At 57.3% G+C, this 23,616-nt stretch carries 15 protein-coding genes and 1 pseudogene; 11 read left to right on the forward strand and 5 right to left on the reverse strand.

All coding sequences use genetic code 11. The annotated features are described in order from the left end of the window. Positions 1 to 135: 135 nt before the first annotated feature. The gene (gene ychH / locus ABLV12_RS26090; protein WP_004103160.1) at positions 136 to 411 is read right to left on the reverse strand and encodes a stress-induced protein YchH; all 276 of its coding nucleotides are present in this window, start codon (positions 409 to 411) and stop codon (positions 136 to 138) included. 272 nt (positions 412 to 683) lie between these two features. Between ychH and pth the strand changes: the two genes are divergently transcribed. Both pth and ychF read left to right on the forward strand, forming a co-directional pair. Next, positions 684 to 1,268 carry an aminoacyl-tRNA hydrolase gene (gene pth, locus ABLV12_RS26095; protein WP_064397677.1) on the forward strand — a complete coding sequence of 195 codons (585 nt, stop codon included), beginning with the start codon at positions 684 to 686 and terminating at the stop codon, positions 1,266 to 1,268. 117 nt (positions 1,269 to 1,385) lie between these two features. Beyond that, positions 1,386 to 2,480 (forward strand): redox-regulated ATPase YchF, encoded by a 1,095-nt coding sequence (ychF, locus tag ABLV12_RS26100; RefSeq protein ID WP_004103162.1) that lies wholly within the window; start codon positions 1,386 to 1,388, stop codon positions 2,478 to 2,480. Between the two features lie 71 nt (positions 2,481 to 2,551). Here ychF and ABLV12_RS26105 read toward each other — a convergent pair whose 3' ends face one another. Beyond that, positions 2,552 to 4,336: a sigma-54-dependent Fis family transcriptional regulator gene (locus tag ABLV12_RS26105; protein WP_335269653.1), complete on the reverse strand. Its 1,785-nt coding sequence runs from the start codon at positions 4,334 to 4,336 to the stop codon at positions 2,552 to 2,554. A gap of 490 nt (positions 4,337 to 4,826) precedes the next feature. Here ABLV12_RS26105 and ygeW point away from each other — a divergent pair, with 490 nt between their 5' ends. The 5 genes from ygeW to arcC all read left to right on the forward strand — a co-directional run bounded on the left by ygeW (position 4,827) and on the right by arcC (position 10,951). After that, positions 4,827 to 6,014, forward strand: a complete 1,188-nt coding sequence (ygeW, locus tag ABLV12_RS26110) for a knotted carbamoyltransferase YgeW (RefSeq protein WP_004103164.1) — start codon at positions 4,827 to 4,829, stop codon at positions 6,012 to 6,014. A gap of 61 nt (positions 6,015 to 6,075) precedes the next feature. Next, positions 6,076 to 7,275 carry a diaminopropionate ammonia-lyase gene (dpaL, locus tag ABLV12_RS26115; protein ID WP_004113673.1) on the forward strand — a complete coding sequence of 400 codons (1,200 nt, stop codon included), beginning with the start codon at positions 6,076 to 6,078 and terminating at the stop codon, positions 7,273 to 7,275. Between the two features lie 62 nt (positions 7,276 to 7,337). Then, complete coding sequence (locus ABLV12_RS26120) at positions 7,338 to 8,549, forward strand: YgeY family selenium metabolism-linked hydrolase (protein WP_004113674.1); 1,212 nt, start codon at positions 7,338 to 7,340, stop codon at positions 8,547 to 8,549. A gap of 50 nt (positions 8,550 to 8,599) precedes the next feature. Then, the gene (gene hydA, locus ABLV12_RS26125; protein WP_023321195.1) at positions 8,600 to 10,006 is read left to right on the forward strand and encodes a dihydropyrimidinase; all 1,407 of its coding nucleotides are present in this window, start codon (positions 8,600 to 8,602) and stop codon (positions 10,004 to 10,006) included. Between the two features lie 12 nt (positions 10,007 to 10,018). Then, positions 10,019 to 10,951 (forward strand): carbamate kinase, encoded by a 933-nt coding sequence (gene arcC / locus ABLV12_RS26130; protein WP_004103169.1) that lies wholly within the window; start codon positions 10,019 to 10,021, stop codon positions 10,949 to 10,951. 107 nt (positions 10,952 to 11,058) lie between these two features. On the opposite strand, the pseudogene ABLV12_RS26135 reads toward arcC, so the two are convergent. Further along, a pseudogene (locus ABLV12_RS26135) lies at positions 11,059 to 11,835 on the reverse strand (XdhC family protein); the annotation flags it as partial. 531 nt (positions 11,836 to 12,366) lie between these two features. On the opposite strand from ABLV12_RS26135, the gene ygfK reads away from it, so the two are divergent. Both ygfK and ssnA read left to right on the forward strand, forming a co-directional pair. Beyond that, positions 12,367 to 15,471, forward strand: a complete 3,105-nt coding sequence (gene ygfK, locus ABLV12_RS26140; RefSeq protein WP_325905824.1) for a putative selenate reductase subunit YgfK — start codon at positions 12,367 to 12,369, stop codon at positions 15,469 to 15,471. A 2-nt stretch (positions 15,472 to 15,473) separates the two neighbouring features. After that, entirely contained in the window at positions 15,474 to 16,805 is a 1,332-nt protein-coding gene (ssnA, locus tag ABLV12_RS26145; protein ID WP_187416169.1) for a putative aminohydrolase SsnA, read from the forward strand. A gap of 98 nt (positions 16,806 to 16,903) precedes the next feature. On the opposite strand, the gene ABLV12_RS26150 is transcribed toward ssnA, so the two are convergent. Both ABLV12_RS26150 and ygfT read right to left on the reverse strand, forming a co-directional pair. Beyond that, on the reverse strand, positions 16,904 to 17,380 hold the full coding sequence (locus tag ABLV12_RS26150; RefSeq protein ID WP_004103174.1) for a 4Fe-4S dicluster domain-containing protein: 477 nt from the start codon (positions 17,378 to 17,380) through the stop codon (positions 16,904 to 16,906). Next, on the reverse strand, positions 17,377 to 19,317 hold the full coding sequence (gene ygfT / locus ABLV12_RS26155) for a formate-dependent uric acid utilization protein YgfT (RefSeq protein WP_348867470.1): 1,941 nt from the start codon (positions 19,315 to 19,317) through the stop codon (positions 17,377 to 17,379). Before ygfT ends, ABLV12_RS26150 begins: the two co-directional genes overlap by 4 nt. A gap of 510 nt (positions 19,318 to 19,827) precedes the next feature. Here ygfT and ABLV12_RS26160 point away from each other — a divergent pair. Then, positions 19,828 to 21,303, forward strand: coding sequence for a nucleobase:cation symporter-2 family protein (locus tag ABLV12_RS26160; RefSeq protein ID WP_348867471.1), 1,476 nt, complete (start codon positions 19,828 to 19,830; stop codon positions 21,301 to 21,303). Between the two features lie 133 nt (positions 21,304 to 21,436). Then, the gene (fdhF, locus tag ABLV12_RS26165; RefSeq protein ID WP_077878543.1) at positions 21,437 to 23,584 is read left to right on the forward strand and encodes a formate dehydrogenase subunit alpha; all 2,148 of its coding nucleotides are present in this window, start codon (positions 21,437 to 21,439) and stop codon (positions 23,582 to 23,584) included. Positions 23,585 to 23,616: the final 32 nt, after the last annotated feature.

The raw sequence follows: 23,616 nt of genomic DNA on the forward strand, positions 1-23,616 counted from the left end.
GAGGGTATTAAGCAGACTATGCCGAAGAAGCACAATGAGAGAAATAAGGAATTGAGACGACAGCAAAAAGACAGCCTGACCAGGCTGCATGAAAACGCACCAGCCGTTGACAACGGCTGGTGGTAAAGAATTCACTCAGCTGTGGCGATGCTGATCGCGGCGGCAGCGTTTATCGTAGTGGCGAACCCACCAGTATCTGTCGCTGACCTGTTCATGACCGCCGATACGCGCGCCCGCCAGCCACAGTACCGCGCCGACAAAGATACTTAATATCGCGCCGTGTGCGAAAAACTGCGGCAGGTCAAGCTGCGGAAGCTGGTTTAAAATGGAATAACCAACGCCGACAACCATGACGACCAACCCCAACCCCATCAGCACATTACCGAGTAACGAAGCGTTTCTGCGTTTCATATGTCACCTCCGGAACCTTGGGTTGCATGGGAATATCCCCAAATCTTATAGGTGTAGTATAGACAATAGCCAATATAGCGATTGCGTGGACGATCACATAAGCGAACATCTTGCCAACAAAAGTTTACAAATAACCTACTGAACAACATCAAATTCTAATTGTTCAAAGCCGTGATTATCCGTTCCGGCCGCGCTTCGCTGGCAGAATTTTGTCAACCGCGCGCGCAGACAGTACACTACGCGCCAGAGAACGATCCAAGCAGGATAAAAAAGTGAGCATAAAACTGATTGTCGGCCTGGCGAACCCCGGCGCTGAATACGCAGCGACCCGACATAACGCCGGCGCCTGGTACGTGGATTTATTGGCAGAACGCTACCGCGCGCCGCTGCGCGAAGAGAGCAAATTCTTCGGCTATACCTCGCGGATTAACCTTGCGGGCGAGGATGTTCGCCTGCTGGTCCCAACGACCTTTATGAACCTGAGCGGTAAAGCCGTCTGCGCGATGGCGACCTTTTTTCGCATTAATCCGGATGAAATCCTGGTCGCCCACGATGAGCTCGACTTACCGCCTGGCGTCGCTAAGTTCAAGCTGGGCGGCGGTCACGGCGGCCATAATGGCCTGAAAGACATCATTAGCAAGCTGGGCAATAACCCGAACTTTCACCGCTTACGCGTGGGAATCGGCCATCCGGGCGATAAAAATAAAGTTGTCGGTTTTGTGCTGGGCAAGCCGCCCGCCAGCGAGCAGAAGCTGATTGATGAGGCCGTTGACGAAGCGGTACGCTGCACCGAAGTGTGGATGAAGGATGGCCTGACCAAAGCGACCAACCGTTTACACGCTTTTAAAGCGCAATAACCGGTCGGCGTGCGGAATTTTTGTCACGCACCGTGTATAATAGGCGAAGTTATTTACTTTTCTACAATCTGTTCACTGTAACAGGTTGATTATCCAAAGATTAAGGTGATTTAAATCATGGGATTCAAATGCGGTATCGTCGGTTTGCCCAACGTCGGCAAATCCACCCTGTTCAATGCGCTCACCAAAGCGGGTATTGAAGCGGCCAACTTCCCCTTCTGTACCATTGAGCCGAACACCGGTGTCGTGCCGATGCCCGATCCGCGTCTGGACAAACTGGCTGAAATCGTTAAACCGCAGCGTATTCTGCCGACCACGATGGAATTCGTTGATATCGCGGGCCTGGTCAAAGGCGCCTCCAAAGGCGAAGGCCTGGGCAACCAGTTTCTGACCAACATCCGCGAAACCGAAGCTATCGGTCACGTGGTGCGCTGTTTCGAAAACGACAACATTATCCACGTTAACAATAAAGTGGACCCGGCTGACGATATTGAAGTGATCAATACCGAACTGGCGCTCTCCGACCTGGATACCTGCGAACGCGCCATCCATCGCGTGCAGAAGAAAGCCAAAGGCGGCGATAAAGACGCGAAAGCCGAGCTGGCGGCGCTGGAAAAATGCCTGCCGCACCTTGAGAATGCCGGTATGCTGCGTTCGTTGAAAAATCTGACCGACGAAGACAAAGCGGCGATTAAATACCTGAGCTTCCTGACCCTGAAGCCGACCATGTATATCGCCAACGTCAACGAAGACGGCTTTGAGAACAACCCTTATCTCGATAAAGTCCGCGAAATCGCCGCTGCCGAAGGTTCGGTGGTCGTCGCCGTTTGCGCCGCCGTTGAGTCCGATATCGCCGAGCTGGACGATGCCGACCGCGATGAGTTTATGGCCGAACTGGGTCTTGAAGAGCCTGGCCTGAACCGCGTTATCCGCGCCGGTTACGAACTGCTGAACCTGCAGACCTACTTCACCGCAGGCGTGAAGGAAGTTCGCGCGTGGACTATCCCGGTCGGCGCAACGGCTCCGCAGGCCGCAGGTAAAATCCACACCGATTTCGAAAAGGGCTTTATCCGCGCGCAGACCATCGCCTATGAAGACTTTATTACCTACAAAGGCGAACAGGGTGCCAAAGAAGCCGGGAAAATGCGCGCTGAAGGTAAAGACTACATCGTAAAAGATGGCGATGTGATGAACTTCCTGTTCAACGTTTAAGCCTTTCTGCGCTCTGAGACCAGTCATAAAATCCGCGCTCTCGCGTGGATTTTTTATTGCCGCCGTTCCCGTCAGTTCTGACCCGCCGCCAGCGAATATTTCTTTATTTTGCGATACAGCGTGGCGATGCCGATACCCAGCTCGTCCGCTGCCTGCTTTTTATTACTGTAGCGAGAGAGGGCGTCACGGATCATCTGCCGCTCCATCTCTTCCAGCGCCGTTACGTTTTCCTCCTGGGCGATGGTCGCTGCCGCTGAAACAGGCGCTGTCGGCTGGCTCGCCAGTTCACCGCTGCTCAACAGATTGGGCGGCAGGAGGGACATATCGATAATCTCGCCCGAGGGCACCACGTTGACCAGGTACTCCATCAAATTGCTGAGTTCGCGAATATTGCCCGGCCAGCGGTAGCGTTTGAGGAAATCGATCACATCCTGCGCGACGCCGGGGTAAACCAGGTTGAGCCGACCGGTATGCAAATGCAGAAAATAGTGAATCAGTAGCTCAATGTCGTCCTGGCGTTCGCGTAGCGGCGGCAGACGCAGCGGGATGACGTTCAGGCGATAGTAGAGATCTTCGCGGAACTTCCCTTCCGCAATGTACTGGTCAAGGTTTTGATTGGTTGCGGAAATAATGCGGATATCGACCTGAACCGGATGGCTGGCGCCTACCGGCTGAATCTCTCGTGATTCGATGGCCCGCAGCAGCTTGGCCTGCAGGGTGAGCGGCATATCGCCAATTTCATCCAGGAATAGCGTTCCGCTGTTGGCCGCCTGAATCAGGCCGGTCTTACCGTTAGCCGATGCGCCGGTAAACGCCCCCTTCACGTAGCCGAACAGTTCACTCTCCAGTAGCTGCTCGGGTATGGCGGCGCAGTTAATGGCGATAAAGGGCTTCGTGTGGCGGTCGCTGAGCTTGTGGATAGCGCGGGCAACAACCTCTTTCCCGGTCCCGCTCTCGCCGGCTATCATCACGCTGGACGGGCTTGGCGCCACGCGGCTGATGAGCTTTTTCAACTGCCGCATAGGCCGACACTCGCCAACCATCGCTTCAATTTGCGGCCCTTCCTGCCCGCAGCTGAAATCGCCAGAAGAGTGCGACTGGTGAAAGGCCATTAAAAACAGCCATTGATCCTGCACCGCGTGCAGCTGGCCGATAATGAGCTCCTTGCGATCGTCAAAGGAGATAATGTGCTGCATATGGCCGTGCTTGAAATTATCTTCGAAGGTCAAAGGCTGAAACTGGATGGACTTGCCAATAACGTGGCCCTGCGTCACGCTCATTATTTTCAGCGCGGCCTGGTTGGCAAATTTAACTTTTTGATCGTTGCCTACCACCAGCACGCCCTGGTCCATATTTTCAATCATGGTTAAAAATATTTTGTGGATATTATCGCCAACCGCCCGTTCCTGTAAAAAGCGGGAAACGAATATGCTGGAGACGTGGCGAACGTAATCTGAAAATTCCTGAATGTTCTCATTAATACGTTCCTGCTGCTCGCGGGTTAGCGCCACCAGGCTAATAACGCCAACGCAGCGGTCGTGATACATCACCGGAGTGCCGAGGAACGCTTTCTCTTCGCACTTGTCCTTATTGCTACAATCTTTGCAGAGAGGATCGAAGCGGGAATGAGTGACGACCTTTTCGCTCTGTGTTTCAATAATGTAACGAAGAAGCCGTGAATTTGAATTTAATTTATAGCCAATCTGCTTACTATAAGCCCCGGTTCCCGCAACGCGGTATAATTCGTTATCGACAATCTCAACCTCCAACTGTAGTACGCTGGACAACATCCTTGCAAACTTCTGAATTGTAGGCTGAATCTGCATTAAAATGGAAGGTGCTTTGGACGGTATCATGTATATCGGCCTTCTATTATTGCTCACCTGATCGGCATCGAGCGAGGCGGTTTTATTTATCTCTGAAGAATGATACCACTCCCTTTAGCGACGAGCATTGATATAGATAGGGCCGATCCCCCCACCTTATCTTAAATATGCAATAGCTATCACAGTTCCTTATCAATATGATAAATTCACAGCGGATTTTATCATATTGGCGCAGTGTGAAGATGATAATCGTATTATTCACTGCGCCCTCCCTTGCCTGTACTGCTGGAATTGACGCCAGTGGCACAAATGTCAGCGTTTCCCTGCCGGAGAAACACGCCTGAATTCGTGACCGAGTTAGCATAATCTCAACCATTCAATTTTGACCGTCGCCTCCTGCGGAGGATTTGGCACGCTTATTGTTAGTGATTATACAGCGCTGGCAGTCGCTAATTCGGCAACTCTGCATATCCGACCGCACAGCAATCATTAAGCCGTCATTCACGACCAGGATTGAAACATGAAAACTGTTAACGAACTGATTAAGGATATCAATAAACTTAACTCTCATCTCAGTGAGAAAGACTTTTTGCTGACCTGGGAGCAATCGCCGGATGAGCTGAAGCAGGTGCTGGATGTCGCCGCCGCGCTGAAAACCCTGCGCGATGAAAATATCGCCACCAAAGTGTTTAACAGCGGATTAGGTATTTCCGTATTCCGCGATAACTCAACCCGCACCCGCTTCTCCTATGCCTCCGCGCTCAACCTGTTAGGTCTGGCCCAGCAGGATCTGGATGAGGGAAAATCGCAAATTGCCCACGGCGAAACGGTCCGTGAAACCGCCAACATGATCTCCTTCTGCGCCGATGCCATCGGCATCCGCGATGACATGTTCCTTGGCGCGGGCAATGCCTACATGCGTGAGGTAGGCGAAGCGCTGGATGACGGCCACAAGCAGGGCGTCCTGCCGCAGCGTCCGGCGCTGATCAATCTGCAGTGCGATATCGACCACCCGACGCAATCCATGGCCGATCTCGCCTGGCTGCGCGAGCACTTCGGTTCGCTGGAGAACCTGAAGGGCAAGAAAATCGCTATGACCTGGGCCTATTCGCCGAGCTATGGCAAACCGCTCTCGGTACCGCAGGGCATTATCGGCCTGATGACCCGCTTCGGAATGGACGTTACCCTCGCCCACCCGGAAGGTTACGACCTGATCCCGGACGTTATTGAAGTGGCAAAAAACAACGCCAAAGCTTCCGGCGGCAGCTTCCGCCAGGTAAACAGCATGGAAGAAGCATTTAAAGACGCCGATATCGTCTACCCGAAATCCTGGGCGCCGTACAAGGTGATGGAAAAACGCACCGAGCTGCTGCGCGCGAATGACCATGAAGGCCTGAAGGCGCTGGAAAAAGCCTGCCTTGAACAGAACGCCGGACATAAAGACTGGCACTGTACGGAAGAGATGATGAAACACACCCGCGACGGCGACGCGCTGTACATGCACTGCCTGCCGGCGGATATCACCGGCGTCTCCTGCGACGCGGGCGAAGTCACCGAGGGCGTCTTCGAGAAGTACCGTATCCCGACCTACAAAGAGGCCAGCTGGAAGCCGTATATCATCGCCGCGATGATCGTGTGCCGCAAATACGCCAATCCGGGCAAGGTGCTGGAGCAGCTGCTCAAGGAAGCGCAGAAACGCATCAAATAATCCCCAGGCTGGCCTGCGGGCCAGCCTCATGACTTCGCCCATAAAAGGATAAGGATCGAGTATGTCTGCTTTCTCACTGAAAATGGATATTGCCGAAAACCGTTTTTTCAACGGGGAGACTTCGCCGCTGTTTTCACGCCAGCAGGCGCAGCAGGCTCGCCGCTTTCATCAAAAAATTACCGGCTATAAGCCTACGCCGCTGGTGGCGCTGAACGAGCTTTCCGCCCTGTTTGGCGTGCAAAAAATCCTCGTCAAAGACGAGTCACGACGCTTTGGCCTCAATGCCTTCAAAATGCTCGGTGGCTCTTACGCTATTGCCAGGCTGCTCTGTGAAAAATACCATTTAGATATCAACGACCTCTCCTTCGAAACGCTCAAATCCAGCATTAAAGAGAAGATGACGTTCGCCACCACCACCGATGGCAACCACGGCCGCGGAGTGGCGTGGGCGGCCCGCCAGTTAGGCCAGAACGCCGTTATCTATATGCCTAAAGGTTCCGCACAGGAGCGGGTTGATGCCATTCTGCGCCTCGGCGCCGAGTGTATCGTCACCGACATGAACTACGACGACACCGTCCGCTTTACCATGCAGACCGCGCAGAAAAACGGCTGGGAGGTGGTGCAGGACACCGCCTGGGAAGGCTACACAAAAATTCCGACCTGGATTATGCAGGGCTACGCCACCCTCGCTGATGAAGCGGTAGAACAGCTCTCCTCGATGGGTATCGCCCGTCCGACGCACGTGCTCCTGCAGGGCGGCGTGGGGGCGATGGCGGGCGGCGTGCTGGGCTACCTGGCCGATGTCTACGGCGCGAAGCATCTCCATTCCATTATCGTCGAACCGGAGCTGGCCGACTGTCTCTACCGCTCTGCCCTGAAGGGCCAGATCGTTAACGTCAGCGGCGATATGGCCACCATTATGGCCGGCCTCGCCTGCGGTGAGCCTAACCCGCTGGGCTGGGAAGTGCTGCGCAACTGCGCCACGGAGTTTGTCTCCTGTCAGGACGCCGTCGCCGCCCTCGGCATGCGGGTGCTGGGAAACCCGACGGGCCAGGATCCTCGCATCATCTCCGGCGAATCCGGCGCCGTCGGTCTCGGCCTGCTGGCGGCGATTCATTTCCATCCGCAGCGCGAAGCGCTGATGCACAAGCTCAAGCTGGATAGCGATTCCGTGGTGCTGGTGATTAGCACCGAGGGCGACACCGACGTTAAGCACTATCGCGAAGTCGTCTGGGAAGGCAAACATCCGGCCGCGCAGTAGCCGACTTATCAAATTCCTCCCGCCCGGCGGGAAACCTGTATTCAGAACTGGAGAACATCCTTATGGCTAAGCAAATTCCGTTCAACGCGATCCTGGAAAAATCAAAGCAGTATGAAAAAGAGATGACCCGCTTCCTGCGCGATATGATCGCCATCCCCAGCGAAAGCAGTGATGAGAAGCGCGTGGTGCACCGCATCAAAGAGGAGATGGAGAAAGTCGGGTTCGACAAAGTTGAAATCGATCCGATGGGCAACGTACTGGGCTACATCGGCCACGGCCCGCGTCTGGTCGCCATGGACGCGCACATTGATACCGTCGGCATTGGCAACATCAAAAACTGGAACTTCGACCCGTACGAAGGTATGGAGACCGATGAGCTGATCGGCGGACGCGGCGCGTCTGACCAGGAGGGCGGAATGGCCTCCATGGTTTATGCCGGTAAAATTATTAAAGATCTGGGTCTGGAAGATGAGTATACCCTGCTGGTGACCGGTACCGTTCAGGAGGAGGATTGCGACGGCCTGTGCTGGCAGTACATTATTGAACAGTCCGGCATTCGTCCTGAATTTGTCGTCAGCACCGAACCCACCGACTGCCAGATTTACCGCGGCCAGCGCGGGCGTATGGAGATCCGCGTGGAAGTTCAGGGCGTCAGCTGCCACGGCTCCGCTCCGGAGCGCGGCGATAACGCCATTTTCAAAATGGCCCCCATTCTCACCGAGCTGGAACAACTTTCGCAGAAGCTGGGCTACGACGAGTTCCTCGGCAAAGGCACCCTGACGGTGTCAGAGATTTTCTTCACCTCGCCGAGCCGCTGCGCGGTGGCGGATAGCTGCGCCGTCTCCATTGACCGCCGTCTGACCTGGGGCGAAACCTGGGAAGGCGCGCTGGAAGAGATCCGCGCGCTGCCGGCGGTGAAAAAAGCCGCCGCGGTGGTCTCAATGTACAACTACGAACGCCCCTCCTGGACCGGGCTGGTCTACCCGACCGAATGCTACTTCCCGACCTGGAAAGTGGAAGAGAACCACTTCACCGTCCGCGCCCTGAGTAACGCCTACGAAGGTCTGTTCGGCAAAGCGCCGGTGGTGGATAAGTGGACCTTCTCCACCAACGGCGTGTCAATTATGGGCCGCCACGGCATTCCGGTTATCGGTTTTGGGCCAGGGAAAGAGCCGGAAGCGCACGCGCCAAATGAGAAAACCTGGAAATCGCATCTGGTGACCTGCGCCGCAATGTATGCCGCCATCCCGCTGAGCTGGCTGGCTACGGAGTAATTGTTCGTCCTGTCTGCCGCCGCGCTCTGCGGCGGTATGTTGAGGTTTCTATGCGCGTACTGATTAAAAATGGCCTCGTCGTCAACGCCGACGGACAGGTAAAGCAGGACCTGCTCATTGAAGATGGCCTCGTCAAGCGCCTTGCCGATTCTATTGAGGCAGAACAACCCTGCGAAGTGATTGACGCCGAGGGCTGCTACGTGATGCCCGGCGGCGTCGACGTTCATACTCATTTCAATATTGACGTGGGGCTCGCCCGCAGCTGCGATGATTTTTTTACCGGAACCCGGGCCGCGGCCTGCGGCGGCACCACCACCATTGTTGATCATATGGGCTTTGGCCCCGTCGGCTGCCACCTGCGCCACCAGTTCGAAGTCTATCGCGGCTACGCCGCCTATAAAGCCGTTATCGACTACAGTTTTCACGGCGTTATCCAGCACGTTAACCACGGCATTCTCGACGAGATCCCGATGATGGTGGATAGCGGCATCAGCAGCTTTAAGCTCTATCTGACCTACCAGTACAAACTTAACGATGACGAGTTGCTGCAGGCAATGCGCCACCTGCAGCGCGCCGGCGCGCTGACGACGGTTCATCCGGAAAACGATGCCGCCATTGCCCAGCGCCGGGCGGAATTTATCAACGCCGGTAAAACCGCGCCGCGCTATCACGCCCTGAGCCGCCCGCTGGAGTGCGAGGCGGAAGCCATCGCCCGAACGATCAACCTCGCCAGGCTGGCGGGAAACGCGCCGCTCTATATTGTTCATCTTTCCAACGCCCTGGGCCTGGAGTATCTACGTCTTGCCAGAAGACGCCACCAGCCGGTGTGGGTAGAGACCTGCCCGCAGTATCTGCTGCTCGACGAGCGCTGCTACGAGCGTGAAGATGCGCTTAACTACCTGCTCAGCCCTCCCCTGCGCAACGCCAGTAATAACGATGCGCTATGGCGCGGCATCCATGATGGGGATATTGACACGGTCGCCACCGACCACTGCGCTTTCTCTGCCCAGCAGCGCAGGCAGATCTCCGGCGGCGACTTTAGCCGCTGTCCGAACGGTCTGCCCGGAGTAGAAAACCGCCTGTTGCTGCTGTTCTCGCACGGCGTGATGAGCGGGCGCATCACCCCCGAGCGCTTTGTGGCGCTCACCAGCGCCAATCCGGCGAAGCTGTTTGGTCTGTGGCCGCAGAAGGGTCTGCTGGCGCCCGGCGCCGATGGCGACGTGGTTATCATCGATCCACAGCGTACGACCACCATCCGCCATGCCATGCTGCACGACAACGCAGACTATTCACCCTATGAAGGCTTTATCTGCCAGGGCGCGATTCGCCAGACGCTCTCCCACGGCAGAGTGATCTTCGATAACGGCACCTTTACCGGCATCGCCGGACAGGGCCGCTTTTTACGCCGACAACCTTTTTCCACCGCTCACCAGACCGTCAGCGGAACAGAAACGTAATGAGAGGAAGCTATGAGTAAAAAAATTGTTCTCGCTCTCGGCGGGAATGCGCTGGGCGACGATCTCGCCGGACAGATGCGGGCCGTACAGCACACCGCCCGGACGATCGTCGATCTTATCTCCCTTGGTCACCAGGTGGTGGTCACTCACGGCAACGGCCCGCAGGTGGGCATGATTAATCAGGCCTTCGAGGCCGCGGCAAAAACCGAAGCCCACACACCGATGCTACCGATGTCGGTCTGCGTGGCTCTCAGCCAGGGCTACATCGGCTACGACCTGCAGAACGCGATTCGTGAAGAACTGCTCACGCGCCAGCTGGACATTCCGGTGGCCACCCTGATAACCCAGGTGGAAGTGGACGCTAACGATGAGGCTTTTCTTAATCCGACCAAGCCCATCGGCTCATTCTTCAGCAAAGAAGAGGCTGAGAAGCTGAGCCAAAACGGCTACATCATGAAAGAGGATGCCGGGCGCGGCTACCGTCGCGTCGTCGCGTCGCCAAAGCCGGTCGATATTATCGAGAAACAAACGGTAAAAGCGCTGATGGATGACTGCCACGTGGTGATCACCGTCGGCGGCGGCGGCATTCCGGTCATACGCGAAGGTAATCATCTGCGCGGCGCCAGCGCGGTCATCGACAAGGACTGGGCCAGCGCGAAGCTGGCGGAGATGATCGACGCCGATCTGCTGATCATCCTCACCGCCGTGGAGAAGGTGGCGATCAACTTCGGTAAACCTGACGAGCAGTGGCTGGATAACCTCTCCCTGCGCGATGCCGAACGTTTTATCGAAGAGGGACACTTTGCCAAAGGCTCTATGCTGCCAAAAGTGGAAGCCGCCGCCGCCTTCGCCCGCTCAGGCCCGGGGCGCAAAGCGCTGATCACGATGCTAAGCAAAGCCAAAGAGGGGATAGAAGGAAAAACGGGCACCATCATAAGCCAATAAGCTGTACGCTACGGGTTGCCGGGAACCTCCCGGCAACTCTCCCCTGCTCTTCAGATTGCCACCGCCTCAGCCAGACAATCCGGCTGACAAGATTGCCGCACCTGATCCATAAGCCCCCCAGGCGCGCCGTTTTTCACCTGCAGGATTTCCGCCAGTACGCTGATAGCAATCTCGTTTGGCGTCTCGGCGCCGATGTCATAACCAATCGGCGCCCGCAGGCGGCTGATATCCGCCTCCGGCACGCCGTTCTCCCGCATCTGGCGTAAAAAAGCCTGCACTTTCCGTCGGCTGGCCAGCAGCCCAAGCCAGGCTACCGGCTGGGTTATCAGCCTGTCCAGCGCCTCGCGATCCTGGTTGTTGGTGGCGATCAGTACGAAATCCTGCGGCCGCACCGCCATCGCCTCGACCACTTCCGTAAAGCTGGAGTCATGGACCAGCCTCGCCGAAAGCGGAAAAGCCTCCGGGCAAAGGCTGGCGGGATAGATATCGCCCACGCAGATGTCAAAATCCACCAGCGCCGCGGCGTGGGCAACCGCACGATTGACGTGCCCGGCGCCGACCAACAGCAGGCGCGGGCGCAGGCCGTGAACGCTGATATAAACCGACATCGCGCCGCCGCAGTCGGAGCCCACGGCGTCGCTACCGGTGCGCGCCATGCGGCCGTGGAACATTCGCGACTCCCGCTCGCTCAGCGCCTCCAGCGCCTCATCGATGACTTTACGCTCCACCATCCCGCCGCCAATGGTGCCCACAATCGAGCCGTCCTCCCGGATGAGCATCTGAGCGGAGTGTCGGGGGGTAGAGCCCCGGCTTACGACAATCTGCGCCAGGGCAAAGGGACGGTTCTGCTCCTCAAGTCGTGCAGCTTCTGCAAAAATATTCATACCAACCTCAAAGGCGATGTTTACGGCTCTATTTGATTATCTGCGATATTTCCCCGGGTTCTCAGTTTGAGAGTCTACCCGGCGTAGAAATAGCGTCGCAGCGACCCGTAGCAACTATGCAATATTTATACTTAGCCGCTATTTTTCATCGTAAATTGTGAGCCAGGTCATTTCGTTAGCCCTATTGACGCTGCAACGATGGTATCTCATCGATTATTTCCTCTGTTGCCGCAGCAAAAATAAGCCGCCTGCTGAAATCACCGCCGAATAGCCGACATAAATTATCATTCTGATATTCCGGATCTGATTTTGAGAAATCTCGCCGAATGATAAAGCGTATTGATTTGAGTTCTCATTTACCCGCTATGGAATTATTCGCCCGGCATCGTCGAGTTTCGACCTGGTTCACAAATTAATTATTTCGCCGCCGCGGTTTGAATAACTGGTGTGATTGTTGCTCCTCTTTCGTTATCCGTCGGGATTATTACCACCGGCAATGTCGATCTTACAATGATATCTAAGGAGAGGGTTATGGGAGATATAATGCGTCCCGTGCCGTTTGAGGAGCTTTTAACGCGCATTTTCGACGAGTATCAGAGTCAGCGGACTATTTTTGGCATTCCCGAGCAACAGTTTTACACGCCGCAGGCGCAGAGGTCGATCGGCGTATTCGGCGAAAGCTGTGCGACGCCGCTCGGCCCGGCAGCAGGGCCGCATACCCAGCTGGCGCAAAACATCATTACCGCATGGCTCACCGGCGGGCGGTTTATCGAGCTGAAAACCGTACAGATCCTTGACCGTCTGGAGCTGGAAAAGCCCTGTATCGATGCCGAAGATGAGTGCTTTAACACCGAATGGTCCACCGAATTTACCCTCAAGAAAGCCTGGGATGAATACCTGAAAGCCTGGTTCACGCTGCATCTGCTCGAGCAGGTCTTTCCGCTGGGCACCCATAAAGAGAGCAAATCGTTTATTTTCAATATGAGCGTTGGCTACAACCTTGACGGTATTAAGCAGCCGCCAATGCAGGAATTTATCGACAATATGATGGACGCCTCCGCCCATCCTAAATTCGCCCAGTACCGCGACACCCTGAACCGCTGGCTGCAAAATAGAACCTTTATCGATCGCCTGCCAACATGCGCGCGCAAAGACGGGCTCGATAACCTTGCCCAGCGCGTGCCCGCCAGGCTGGTTGAAGGGGTGACCCTCTCGACGATGCACGGCTGTCCGCCGGATGAGATCGAAGCCATCTGCCGCTATATGCTGACGGAGAAAAACCTCAACACCTTTGTGAAGCTCAATCCGACCCTGCTCGGCTATCCACGCGTACGCCAGATCCTCGACGCCTGCGGCTTCGGCTATATCGGCCTTAGCGAAGAGTCATTTGACCACGACCTTAAGATCGACCGGGCGCTGGAGATGCTGACGCGCCTGATGGCGCTGGCGAAAGAGCGCAGCCTTGGCTTTGGCGTCAAGCTGACCAACACTCTCGGCACCGTCAATAACAAGGGGGCGCTGCCGGGAGATGAAATGTATATGTCCGGCCGCGCCCTGTTCCCGCTATCTATCAACGTGGCCGCCCTGCTCTCCCGGGCGTTTGACGGCAAGCTGCCGATCTCCTATTCCGGCGGCGCCAGCCAGCTGAATATTCGCGAAATTTTCGAAACCGGCATTCGCCCTATCACCATGGCCACCGACCTGCTGAAGCCGGGAGGATATCTGCGCCTGAGCGAGTGCATGCGCGAGCTGGGAAAAGCCGACGGCTGGAACATGACGCAGATCGACGTCGAGCGCCTCAACGCACTGGCGGAAAAAGCGGTGAGCATGGACTACACCCAGAAACAGTGGAAGCCGGAAGAGCGCATTGATACCGGCGAGCCCCTGCCGCTGCTTGACTGCTACGTCGCCCCCTGCGTAACGGCCTGCGCCATTAAGCAGGATATTCCGGAATATATTCGCCTGCTGGGCGAGCATCGCTACGCCGACGCGCTGGAGCTAATCTATCAGCGTAACGCGTTGCCGGCCATTACCGGCCATATCTGCGACCACCAGTGCCAGTACAACTGTACGCGCCTGGATTACGACAGCGCGCTCAACATTCGTGAGCTGAAAAAAGTGGCGCTGGAGAAAGGCTGGGACGAGTACCGCAGCCGCTGGCACAAACCCGCGGGCTCCGGCTCCCTGCACCCGGTAGCGGTGATCGGCGCAGGCCCTGCGGGTCTCGCCGCCGGATACTTTCTCGCCCGCGCCGGGCATCCGGTCACGGTTTTTGAACGCGAAGCCAACGCCGGGGGCGTGGTGCAGAATATCATTCCGCAGTTCCGCATTCCCGGCGAGCTTATCCAGCACGATATTGATTTTGTCGTCGCCCACGGCGTCAAAATTGAGTACGGCTGCGACCCGCATCTGAGCGTAGAAAAGCTGCAGGCGGAAGGTTTTCGTTATGTGCTGGTCGGCACCGGTACCGATAAAAACAGCGGCGTGAAGCTGCGCGGCGATAACCAGAACGTGCATAAGTCGCTGCAGTTCCTGCGCCAGTTCAACCGCGGCGACCGACTGGATCTGGGCAAACGCGTGGCCGTGGTCGGCGCCGGCAATACCGCGATGGACTGCGCCCGCGCGGCGCTACGCGTGCCGGGCGTGCAGAGCGCAACCATCGTCTATCGCCGTTCTCAGCAAGAGATGCCCGCCTGGCGCGAAGAGTACGATGAGGCGCTGCTCGACGGCGTCGACTTCGAGTGGCTATGCAACCCGGAACAGTTTAACGCCGACGGAACGCTCGTCGTACGCGTGATGAAGCTGGGCGAGCCGGATGAGAAAGGCCGCCGCCGTCCGGTAGAAACCGATGAACTTCGCACGCTGAAAGTCGACTCCCTGATTACCGCCATCGGCGAGCAGCAGGACGGCGAAGCGCTGTCGGCAATGGGGATCCCGCTCGACCCGCAGGGCTGGCCGGTGGTCAACGCCGATGGCGAGACCAGCAAGCCGAACGTCTTTCTGATTGGCGACGTTCAGCGCGGCCCCTCTTCTATCGTCTCCGCTATCGGCAACGCGCGGCGGGCCACGGACCTGATCCTGGCGCGGGAGAATATCGCCAGCAGCTACGGGAATAAAGTCTGGAACAATGTCGATCCGGCGAAGGTGTATCAGCGTAAAGGCGCTATCGCCGTCACGCTGGTGGATAAAAACCAGCGCGAGGCTTTTGTCGAGCAGGAAGCCAGCCGCTGCCTGGAGTGCAACTACGTGTGCAGCAAGTGCGTCGACGTCTGTCCAAACCGCGCCAATATTTCCGTGGCCGTCCCGGGGTTCCAGAATCGTTTCCAGACCCTGCACCTGGACGCTTATTGCAACGAATGCGGCAACTGCGCTCAGTTCTGCCCGTGGCAGGGGAAACCGTATAAAGACAAAATCACCGTATTCAGCCTCGAGCAGGATTTTGTCAACAGCACCAATCCGGGCTTCTTCGTCGAGGGTGCCAGCGTCAAAGTGCGTCAGAACGACCAGACGTGGCAGCTGGAAATTAACGACCGCGGCCAGTTTAACGAGGTGCCGGCCCAGCTCGACGCCATGTGCCGCATCATAAGCCATATTCATCAGCATCAAAGCTATCTCCTGGGAGGCGTTGAAGTATGAGTATCCTGATCCTGAAAAATGCCACCGCCGCGCAGATCTATCCGGCGAAAGTGTGGGAGAACGTCGATATTGCCATTGAGGATGATAAAATTCTCGCCGTCGGCCCCGGCCTGTGCCAGCGCTATCCGCAGGCGCAGGTGAAAGAGATGCGCGGGCAACTGGTAATGCCCGGCATGGTCTGCTCGCACAATCACTTTTATTCCGGCCTGTCCCGGGGGATTCAGGCTAATATCGCCCCCAGCCCGGACTTTATCTCCACGCTGAAAAACCTGTGGTGGCGCCTTGACCGGGCGCTGGACGAAGAGTCGCTTTTCTACAGCGGTCTGATCTGCGCCATGGAGGCCGTGCGTAGCGGCTGCACGGCGGTTATCGATCATCATGCGTCGCCCCACTATATCGCTGGCTCCCTGAGCCAACTGCGCAACGCTTTTCTCAAAATCGGGCTGCGCGGGATGACCTGCTTCGAAACGACCGACCGCAACTTTGGCAGCCGCGAGCTGCGCGACAGCGTTGAGGAGAACATTCGCTTTGCCAGAGAGATCGACGCCGCCCGCGAAAAAGGAGAGCAACCTTATCTGGTGGAGGCCCATATCGGCGCCCATGCGCCGTTCACCGTGCCTGATGAAGGCCTGGCGATGCTGCGCGAAGCGCTAAAAGCCACCGGTCGCGGCCTGCATATCCACGCGGCGGAAGACCGCTACGATGTTTCTCACAGCCATCACCTTTACGGCAAGGACCTGCTGGTGCGGCTGGCGGAGTTCGACCTTATCAACAGTAAGACGCTGATTGCTCACGGTCTGTATATCTCCGATGCCGACGTGGAGCTGCTCAATGCGCAGGACGGTTTCCTGGTGCATAACGCGCGCTCCAATATGAACAATCACGTCGGCTACAACTACCACCTGCCGCAGATCCGTAATCTGGCGCTCGGCACCGACGGCATTGGTTCCGATATGTTCGAGGAGCTGAAGTTTGCCTTCTTTAAACACCGCGACGCCGGCGGGCCGCTGTGGCCGGACAGCTTCGCGAAGGCGCTGAGTAACGGTAATGAACTGTTGAATCGCAACTTCAACGCCTACTTTGGCCGCCTTGAGGCGGGCTATAAAGCGGACCTCACCATTTGCGACTATATGGCGCCGACGCCGCTGATCGCGGAAAATATCGCCGGACATATCGCCTTCGGCCTGGGAGCAAACAGCGTGCGCAGCGTGATGGTGAACGGCGTGATGATCTACGAGGATCGCCAGTTCAGCTTCGACTGCGAGCCGATATTCCGCGAAGCGCAGAAAGTGGCGAAAAAAATGTGGGCGCGAATGGATGCGCTCCCCGCATAGCCCGTGCAAAAATGCTAAACCGGCCTGACAAGCCGGTTTTTTTTGCAGACAGCGCGCGTGAAATGACCCGGCAGCTTACGCGCCGCCGGGCGCAACGTTTATAGCGACAGCAGCGCGGCAGTAGCGATATTGCGCTGCTTTTGCAGCGCTCTGAGCTGCTCTTCGGTCATGATACTCAGCGCCGCCGTCGGGCAGACATCAACGCAGGCGGGGCCGCGCTCGCGGGTACCGCAAAGGTCGCACTTGACGATAACCGGCGTCAGACCGGCCTCCACCTCGATGGTAATCGCCCCAAACGGGCAGGCGACAACGCAGCTCTGACAACCAATGCAGCGTCCGCCGTCGGCTTCAACTTTCTCCGCCCCCATACTCAGCGCCCCGGTCGGGCAGGCGCCCACGCAGGGCGCATTCTCGCACTGATGACACATCACCGGCACGCTAAGATCGTCGAGGCGCATCACCTTCAGGCGGGGATGGAACTCCGCCCCCGGCGCCACATGTTCCAGCGCACAGGCAACCTCACAGGTCCTGCAGCCGATGCAGGCCTGCGAACTGGCAACGATAAAACTGGTCATATCTCCTCCCGGGCCCTGAATTGCGTCAACATCTCGCTGGCCGCCTGCCGCCCGGCGACCATGGCGGTAACCACCAGGTCCGCCCCGGTCACGGCGTCGCCGCCGGCAAAGATTTTGTCATGGCTGGTTTGCGTCGTTCCGCGCCCTTTTCCACCGGTGACTATCTGCCCCCAGCGGTCCAGCTTAATGCCGTGGCCGCGTAGCCACGGCATCTCGTGAGCCTGAAAGCCAAACGCCATAATGAGCACATCGGCTTGAAGTTCAAACCCGGAATCCGGGATCGGCTGCGGCCGGCGGCGGCCGTCCGGCCCCGGCTCGCCCATCTTCGTGCGGATCATCTCCACCGCGCAGACCTGCCCCTTACGGTTGAGCTGAATGCGCTGCGGCTGCACGTTAAACTCAAATTTCACGCCCTCTTCCCGCGCGTTCACCACCTCTTTTTTCGATCCGGGCATACTCAGTTCATCGCGACGGTAAGCGCAGGTCACGCTCGCTGCGCCGCGGCGAACGGCGGTGCGCAGACAGTCCATCGCCGTATCTCCCCCGCCAAGCACCACCACGCGTTTCCCCTTGATGTCGGTCAGCGGATACTCGGCGCTCTCTTCAAGCCCGATCACCTCGCGGGTGCTGGCAATCAGGAACGGCAGGGCCTGAATCACGCCGGGGGCGTTCTCTCCCTCCAGACCGGCGGCCATCAGACCGTAGGTGCCCACGCCGAGGAAGACGGCGTCATAGTTTTTCAGCAGATCGGCAAAAGCCACGTCGCGACCCACCTCCTGATTGAGATGAAAATTGACGCCCATGGCGCTAAAAATGTCGCGGCGCATCTCAAGCACCTTTTTATCCAGCTTGAACGGCGGGATACCGAAGGTCAGCAGACCGCCGATCTCCGGATGGCGGTCAAAAACGTCAACGTGCACGCCCTCGCGCACGAGAATATCGGCGCAGCCCAGACCGGCAGGCCCGGCGCCGATCACCGCCACCCGCTCCGGTCGCGGGGCCACTTTGCCGATTGTCGGCCGCCAGCCCATCGCCAGCGCGGTATCGGTGATATAGCGCTCAAGGTTGCCAATGGCGACCGAGCCGCCTTCGTTCTTGAGCGTGCAGGCCCCTTCGCACAGCCTGTCCTGTGGACAGACCCGGCCGCAAATCTCCGGCAGGGAGCTGCTCTGATGGCATAACTCCGCCGCCTCGATAATCTTGCCCTCGTTCACCAGGCGAATGAAATCGGGAATATGATTATGTAAAGGACAGGTCCAGTTGCACCATGCCTTCTGCGCGCAGTAGAGACAGCGTTCGCTCTCATACTCCGCATCGCACTCGCTCAGCGGCTGATAGATTTCCCGGAAGTGCTGCATGCGGTCATCGGCGGGCACTTTTTTTGCGCCAACGCGCGGAGGTTTATTGAGTATCGCCCGACGTCTTACGCCACGAACGGCTTCCAGCGGGGTTTCCAGCGCGGAGCGGATCTGCCGCGCGGTACGCAGCTGGTTAACCGCGGCTTCATCCATCAGACGCAGCGCCTGGGTTGGACAGCTGGCCACGCACGCCTGCTGACCGGAAGGATGCTGACGGCAAAGATCGCATTTCTGCGCCAGCTGCGGCGCGTCGTCATCGTTGGCCACCATCTCAATCGCCCCAAAGGGACAGGCGATGACGCAGTTTTTACAGCCGATGCACAGCGCCTCTGTAAACTGAACGCTGTCGTTGGCTACGATCAGCGCCTGGGTCGGACAAGCGCCGACGCAGGGAGCGTCGTTGCAGTGGCGGCAGGTTGTCGCACTGCTGGCGTTGCGGTGGAAGAACACCCGAATACGCGGCAGAAAGTCGCTGCGCTGCTGGGGCCAGCTGTCCTGGCGATGAGAGGTGACGCAGGCCACTTCACAGGCGTGGCAGCCAATACAGTTTGCAGAATCGGCAACAATAAATTTATTCATTTGCTTCCCTTTATTATTCCAGGACTCACCGGGAAGCGATGCAATAATCAGGCGATTTTTTTCAGGGTATTCATATGCTGCTCATTTTTGCGAGCCGCCTCAAAAAAAAGTGCCCCTCAGCGTAACGGCGAGATAATTATCCACGCGCGCTGAGGGAAAATTATTCGCTGCGTTCTGGATTTAATCATGTTGATAATTCAACGTATCGTGCGTAATACCAAAATGAGATTGTCCCTATCTCAATGTGATAGCGCACATTTTTTGCCAACGCGTCTTATTTAAAGATATGGCCCTCAGAGAGATATTCCGCCCTTTTTCCCGTGAGTTATTTCACACAATTCCTCTTCGATTCTCCGGATATTTATTTTTGGCACATCTTACGCATATCACTCAACGTGCGCGCAACACGCTGGTGAACGCATCAGCTCAGGGAGGCAGCGGCCTTCGAATCGTAACTTCGGCTCCGTTCACGTTTATACGGAGTGAAGTCGTACAGGAGATAACAACTTCATGAAAGATATCGCCAATTCCGCCTCACGCAACGGTCATTCAACCGCACCGGTTGATGAGGTTTTACCCGTTACGCAAATGATTCTTTATGGACTACAGCACGTGCTGGTGATGTATGCGGGCGCCGTGGCGGTTCCGCTCGTTGTGGGTAATGCGGTAGGGCTCCCGCCGGAGCACATTATTTTACTGATTAGCGCCGACCTGTTTATCTGCGGCGCGGCCACCATCGTACAGTCGCTGGGGGTCGGTAAGTGGCTCGGCTGTCGGCTGCCGCTAATCCAGGGTTGTACCTTCGCCGCGCTGATCCCGATGGTGTTGATCGGCAAGGAGTATGGGATCGGCGGTATTTCCGGGGCGGTGATCGTCTCCGGTATTTTCATCCTCTGCTGCGCCCCGTGGATTAGCAAGCTCATCCGCTTCTTTCCCAAGGTGGTCATGGGCAGCATCGTCACGCTTATCGGCATGTCTATTATGCCGGTCGCTGGCGGGTGGATCGGCGGCGGCAGCAGCGAGATGAGCGGCTTTGGCGCCCCCTTCTCGCTGCTGATGGCGGCGATTACTCTGGTGATTATTCTTAATATTTACACCTTTGCCTCCGGCGTGGTGAAAAATACGTCGGTACTGATCGGCCTGATTATCGGCACCGTACTCTGGAGCTGCTTTAAGCCTCTCGACTTTAGTCTGGTCCACGCCACACCCTGGCTCCATCTACCGACCCTGATGCCGTTTGCCAAACCTGAATTTCATATTATCCCCGTCGCCCTGCTATCAATGGTCATGGTGGTGGTCATGGTGGAAACCATGTCCTCAATGATGGCGACCGGGGATATCGTCGGGAAAAAAGTTGACGCGAAAATGCTGCGCAACGGCCTTAACACCTGCGGCATCGCGACCACTATCTGCGGCTTTTTTAATCTGTTTCCCTACGCCGCGTTCGCGCAGAACGTCGGCCTGATCGGTTTAACCGGGGTACGCAGCCGCTTTGTGGTGTCGGTCTCCGGTATCATTCTGATTCTGATGGGCGTGTTCTCAAGGATGGCGGCGCTGGTGGTGCTGATACCAAAGCCGATCCTCGGCGGCGCAGGCATCGTCATGTTCGGTATGGTGGCCGTCTCCGGTATTCGTACCCTGGGGCAGGTGAACTATCGCAACAATAATAACGGCATGGTCGTGGCGTTGACCCTCGGCCTCGGCATGATGCCGGTGCTGGTGCCCAATCTGTTTACCCAGTTTCCGCCGATGGTTCAGCTGTTTCTGCACAGCGGGATCACCATCGGTACCCTGACGGCTATCGTCGCCAACCTCACCCTCAACGGCAGCGTACCTTTCCGCGTTAACCACGAAACGCCGGTCCCCGATCCGGCCCCGCCGAGCTCAGCGGCGCGCAATATGGCCGTCAGAACCGTCAGAATGTGGCTCCTGCTGCGCAAAGTTCAGAAGGAGAGACTGCCTGAAGAAGCCCAGGAGGGACAGTAATGCCCACCCGAATCCTGTTTGCCTTGATCACCCTGCTGCTGCTGGCGATACCCGTCGTGCAGCAGGGAATAGCGCAGGGCCTTAGCGGCCGCTTTAGTTATGCCCTGCTGTTCTAAGTTTAAGGACCACTGCTATGAAGAGAGTAACGACCGTCTGCCCCTACTGCGCCTCCGGCTGCAAAATGCAGCTCACGGTAGAGGAGGGAAAAATTACCCACGCCGACGCCGCGATGGGGAAAAACAATCAGGGCACCCTGTGCCTTAAGGGCTACTACGGCTGGGATTTTATTGACGACCCGCAGATCCTCACGCCGCGCCTGAAAACCCCTATGATCCGCCGCCAGCGCGGCGGCAAGCTGGAATCCGTCTCCTGGGACGAAGCGCTCGATTATGTGGCAAATCGCCTCAGCGACATCAAGGCGAAATACGGGCCGGACGCGATTCAGACCACCGGCTCTTCGCGCGCCACCGGCAACGAAACCAACTACATCATGCAAAAATTTGCGCGCGCCGTTATTGGTACCAATAACGTCGACTGCTGCGCACGCGTCTGACACGGCCCTTCGGTTGCAGGTCTGCACCAGTCGGTCGGCAACGGCGCAATGAGTAATGCCATCACCGAGATCGATAATACCGATCTGGTGTTTATTTTCGGCTATAACCCGGCGGATTCGCACCCGATCGTGGCGAATCACATCCTCAATGCTAAACGCAACGGGGCCAAAATCATCGTCTGCGATCCGCGCAAAATCGAAACCGCGCGCATTGCCGACCTGCATCTGGCCCTGAAAAACGGTTCCAATATTGCGCTGCTCAACGCCATCGGGCAGGTGATTATTGCGGAGGATCTCTACGATAAATCCTTTGTCGCCGGGCGTTCCGAAGGTTTCGAAGCGTATCGCAAAATCGTCGAAGGCTATACGCCGGAGTCGGTGGAAGCCATCACCGGCGTCAGCGCCAGGCAGATTCGCGAATGCGCGCGGCTGTATGCCACCGCCGGAAACGCCATGATTCTGTGGGGAATGGGCGTGACCCAGTTCTGGCAGGGCGTCGAAACGGTGCGTTCCCTGACCAGCCTGGCGATCCTCACTGGCAATCTGGGGAAACCGCACGTCGGCGTTAATCCGGTGCGCGGCCAGAATAACGTCCAGGGCGCCTGCGACATGGGGGCGCTGCCGGACACCTATCCCGGCTATCAGTACGTAAAATTTCCGGAGAATCGGCAAAAGTTCGCCAAAGCCTGGGGCGTCGGGAGCCTGCCGGAGAACCCTGGCTACCGCATCAGCGAGCTGCCGCACCGCGTAGCGCACGGCGAAGTGCGGGCGGCGTATATCATGGGAGAGGATCCGCTCCAGACCGATGCCGAGCTTTCCGCCGTGCGTCAGGCCTTCGAAGAGATGGAGCTGGTCATCGTCCAGGATATCTTTATGACCAAAACCGCCGCGGCGGCCGATGTGATTCTGCCCTCGACCTCATGGGGCGAGCATGAAGGCGTCTATACCGCAGCGGACCGCGGCTTCCAGCGTTTTTTCAAGGCGGTAGAGCCGAAGTGGGATCTGAAAACCGACTGGCAGATCATCTGCGAGATCGCCACCCGTATGGGTTATCCGATGAAGTACGACAACACCCAGCAGATCTGGGATGAACTCCGCCACTTGTGCCCCAACTTCTTCGGCGCGACCTACGAAAAAATGGGGGAACTGGGCTACGTGCAGTGGCCGTGTCGCGACGAGTCGGAGGCGGACCAGGGCACTTCGTATCTGTTTGCGGAACGTTTCTCCACCCCGAACGGGCTGGCGCAGTTCTTCACCTGCGAATGGCAAGCGCCGATCGATAAGCTGAGCGACGAGTATCCACTGGTGCTCTCCACGGTGCGCGAAGTGGGCCACTACTCCTGCCGTTCGATGACCGGCAACTGCGCGGCGCTGGCCAAACTGGCGGACGAACCGGGCTACATCCAGATCAACACCGCCGACGCAAAACGTCTCGGCATTGAGGACGAAGAACTTGTGTGGGTTAACTCGCGCAAAGGCAAGGTGATTTCCCGGGCGAAGATCAGCGACAGGCCGAATAAAGGGGCCGTCTATATGACCTATCAATGGTGGATCGGCGCCTGCAACGAGCTGGTCACCGAGAATCTCAGCCCAATCACCAAAACCCCGGAGTACAAGTACTGCGCCGTTAACGTTGAGCGCATTGCCGATCGGCAAGCCGCCGAAAGGTACGTCATTGAGGAATACAGCAAGCTGAAAGCCCGCCTGCGCGAAAGCGCCGCGGGGTAAAAAATATCGCCCCGGCGGTCAATCCCCGGGGC

It is taken from the genome of Klebsiella sp. CN_Kp100, from assembly GCF_040065315.1.
GTDB classification, from domain to species: domain Bacteria; phylum Pseudomonadota; class Gammaproteobacteria; order Enterobacterales; family Enterobacteriaceae; genus Klebsiella; species Klebsiella oxytoca.